This window comes from Streptomyces sp. MP131-18, from assembly GCF_001984575.1.
GTDB classification, from domain to species: domain Bacteria; phylum Actinomycetota; class Actinomycetes; order Streptomycetales; family Streptomycetaceae; genus Streptomyces; species Streptomyces johnsoniae.
The window spans coordinates 6,308,928-6,312,957 of sequence record NZ_LZNS01000001.1 but is presented as its reverse complement, the minus strand read 5'-3'; the positions used below and the strand labels follow the sequence as shown (position 1 = coordinate 6,312,957).

The 4,030-nt window shown below is 69.9% G+C and carries 1 protein-coding gene; it reads right to left on the bottom strand.

The annotated features are described in order from the left end of the window. On the bottom strand, nt 1–4,030 hold a 4,030-nt coding region (locus STBA_RS28215), incomplete at both ends, for a type I polyketide synthase (protein WP_143659638.1).

Sequence of the window (4,030 nt, the reverse complement as noted above, 5' to 3'; positions counted from 1 at the left end):
GTTCTGTCGGCCGGGCTTCGGCTCGGCACGCACCAGACGCCGCAGGAACACACCCGAAGGCCGCAGCGCGACCTGATCCTCACGACCATCCGCCAGCACCGACACCAACCGGGCCGCGCTCTGGGCGTCGAACTCCGCCGGCAGATCAAGAAGACCACCCCAGAACTCCGGGTGCTCCAGGCCGACCGCGCGGCCGAGACCCCACACCTGCGCCTGCGCCGGGCTGGTCGTCACCTCACCCGCACCCGTCTGCACCGCACCCCGCGTCACCACCCACACCGGAACCGACGCACCGGCCTGAGCGAGGACCCGCACCAGATCCACCGTCGCCGCCGTACCACGCGGCACCCACGGATACTCCGCATCCGGCGACTCATCCAACGCCAGCAACGACACCACACCACTCGCACCCGCCACCACGGACACGTCCAACTCCTCAGGCCCGGCAACCGCAACCACCTCGGCACCACACCCCGCCAGCGCATCGGCGATCACCGACGCCTCCGGCGCCTCACCCACCAGCAGCCACGTCCCCGACAGCGAAGCAGCAGCACCGCCCTCGTCGGCCGGCTCCCAGGCAATCCGGTAACGCCAGTCGTCCACCGACCACGCCCGCTCAACCTCACGGACCTCCGGCCAGAACCGACGCCGCTGGAAGGCATACGTCGGAAGCTCCACAGCCGTGCCGCCACCGAGAAGCGCCGCCCAGTCAACGGCGACACCCTGAACGTAAGCCTCGGCGAACGACGCCAGCAGACGCTCGGCACCACCGTTCTCCCGCCGCAACGTGCCAACCGTGACCGAGGCGATTTCCTCCAGCGTGCCGGAGATGGCCTGGATGAGCACCGGATGCGGGGACGTCTCGATGAACACGCCGTGCCCCGACTCACCCAGGGTCCGGATCGCCCGCTCGAACTCCACGGTCTCGCGCAGCGAAGCGAACCAGTAACCCGCGTCCATCTCCGGACCCGACAGCCACTCCCCACTCATCGCGGAGACCATCGGGATGCGCGTCTCACCAGGAACGATCCCGTCCAGGACGTTCAGGATCTCCTCGCGCAGCTCGTCCACCTGGGGGCCGTGCGAGGCGTAATCCACCGGAATCATCCGGGTCCGCACCGACTCACCACAGGACTCCTGCAACTCCCGCAGCGCCTCCGGCTCACCCGACACCACCGTCGCCGAGGGGCCGTTCACCGCCGCGAGCGACAGCCGCTCCCCGAACGGGGCAATGCGCTCGCGCACCGCATCGGCCGGCTCGGCGACCGACAGCATCCCGCCACGCCCGGCCAGCGCCGTCAGCGTCCGGCTGCGCAACGCCACCACCCGCGCCGCGTCCTCCAGCGACAGGATGCCCGCCACCGCAGCGGCCGCGATCTCGCCCTGCGAGTGGCCGACCACCGCATCCGGCACCACACCAGCCGCCTCCCACACCGCGGCCAGCGACACCATCACCGCCCACAACGCCGGCTGCACCACATCCGCGGCCTCGAACCCATGCCGACCCGCCAGCACGTCCTCAAGCTCCCACTCCACGAAGGGAGCCAGAGCCGCCGCGCACTCCGCGAGCCGCGCCGCAAACACCGGCGAGGACTCGGCCAACTCCCGGCCCATCCCCACCCACTGCGAACCCTGACCCGGAAACACAAACACCGTCGAACCGGTACCGGCCGGGGCCACCTCACCAGTGATCACACCAACCCCAGGCTGGTCGGTGGCCACCGCGGCCAGCCCCGCCAGCAGCACCTCACGCTCCGACCCCAGCACCACCCCACGATGCTCAAACACCGACCGCGTCAAGACCAAAGAGCGCGCCACATCCGACGCCGCCAACTCCGGCTGCCCGACCACATGCTCCCGCAACCGACCCGCCTGACCCGCAAGCGCCGCGGCACTGTGCCCCGACACCACCCACGCCGGAACACCAGACGACAACACCGCGACAGGAGCCGCAACCGGCTCCTCCTCGACCACCGCCGCAGCCTCAAGCGGCGCTTCCTCCATGATCAGATGCGCGTTCGTGCCGCTGATACCGAACGCCGACACACCCGCCCGCCGCGGCCGGTCACCCGCCGACCACTCCCGCGCCTCCTCAAGCAGCTGCACGTTCCCAGCCGACCAGTCCACGTGCGTGGACGGCTCCTCGGTGTAGAGGGTCTTCGGCAGGACGCCCTTCTGCATCGCCAGCACCATCTTGATGACACCCGCCACGCCGGCCGCCTGCTGGGTGTGGCCGATGTTGGACTTCACCGAACCCAGCCACAACGGACGGTCCTCAGCCCGCTCCCGCCCGTAGGTCGCCAGCAGGGCACCAGCCTCGATCGGGTCACCCAGTGCGGTGCCCGTGCCGTGCGCCTCCACCACATCAACATCCGCCGCCGACAGCTGCGCGTTCGCCAGCGCGGCACGGATCACCCGACGCTGCGAAGGACCATTCGGCGCCGACAGACCGTTCGACGCACCATCCTGATTCACCGCACTGCCCCGGATCACCGCGAGCACCTGGTGCCCGTTGCGCCGCGCATCCGACAGACGCTCAAGCACCACCACACCCGCGCCCTCGCCCCAGCCGATGCCGTCGGCCTCGTCCGAGAACGCCTTGCACCGGCCGCTGGAGGCCATACCGCCCTGCTCGGAAAAGTCCATGAACGCACCCGGTGAGGCCATGACCGCGACACCGCCGGCCAGCGCCATCGAGCACTCACCGCCACGCAACGCCGTCACCGCCTGATGCAACGCCACCAGCGACGAAGAACACGCCGTGTCCACCGTCACCGCCGGACCCGTCAGACCGAGCGTGTAGGAGATCCGGCCGGAGGCCACCGAGGAAATGGCGCCGGTGAGCCGGTAACCGTTCAAGCTCGCATCATCGATGGGCAAACTGGTCGAATAGTCCGAGTGGCTGGCGCCGATGAAGACACCGGTGGCCGAACCGTGCAGCGAGGACGGCGCAAGACCAGCCCGCTCGATCGCCTCCCAGGCGGTCTCCAGCAGCAGCCGCTGCTGCGGGTCCATCGCCATCGCCTCACGCGGACTGATCCCGAAAAAGGCCGCGTCGAAGTCCGTGGCGTCGTAGACGAATCCGCCCTGCCGGGTGTAAGCCTCCCCGGCACGGACCGCTTCGCCGCCGAACTCCTCCTCGAAGGCCTCCCAGCCACGGTCGGTCGGGAACCCCGAGATCGCGTCCGTCCCGGCAGTCAAGAGATCCCAGAACTGGTCAGGTCCGTGGGCGTCGCCCGGGTAACGGCAGCCCATGCCGACGATCGCGATCGGCTCACCGCCGGCCGCAGCCACCACCTGAACCGCACCCTCGGACTCCGCCGAACCGACGAGTTCGCCTCGTATGTACTCGGCGAGCGCGGCGGGGTTCGGGTAGTCGAAGACCATCGTCGAGGGCAACCGCACACCCGCTGCCGCCGACAACCGGTTCCGCAACTCGACCGCGCCAACCGAATCGAAGCCCAGATCCTTGAACGCCCGCTGCGGCAGCACATCCGCCGCCGCATCGTGCCCAAGCACCGCCGCCGCGTTACTACGCACCAGATCCGTCAGCACCTGCCGCTGCTCACCCACCGGCATACCCGACAGCCGCGCCACCAGCTCCGACGTGTCCGCCAAGACGCCGGGCTCGGCCTCGGCCGCGAGGATCTCACGGACCTCGGACAGCCCCGTCAGCAGCGGACTGGGGCGATGCAGGGTATAGGTCGGCACGAACTGCGCCCAGTCGAAACCGGCAACAGCGATCGAACCCTCACCCGCATCCAGCACCTGACCCAGAGCACGCATCCCACGCTCCGCGTCAATGCCCTCCATCCCGAAGTCCACCAGGCGCTCGCCTCCGTCGCTGGCGGCCATACCGACGCCGGCCCACAGGCCCCACGCCACCGAACTGGCCACCAGACCACGACCCCGCCGGCTGTCACACAGCGCATCGAGGTAGGCGTTCGCCGCCGCGTAGGCACCGAGCCCGCCACTGCCCCAGGTGCCCGCGCCGGAGGAGTAGAGCACGAACGCGTCCAGGTCCCGGTCA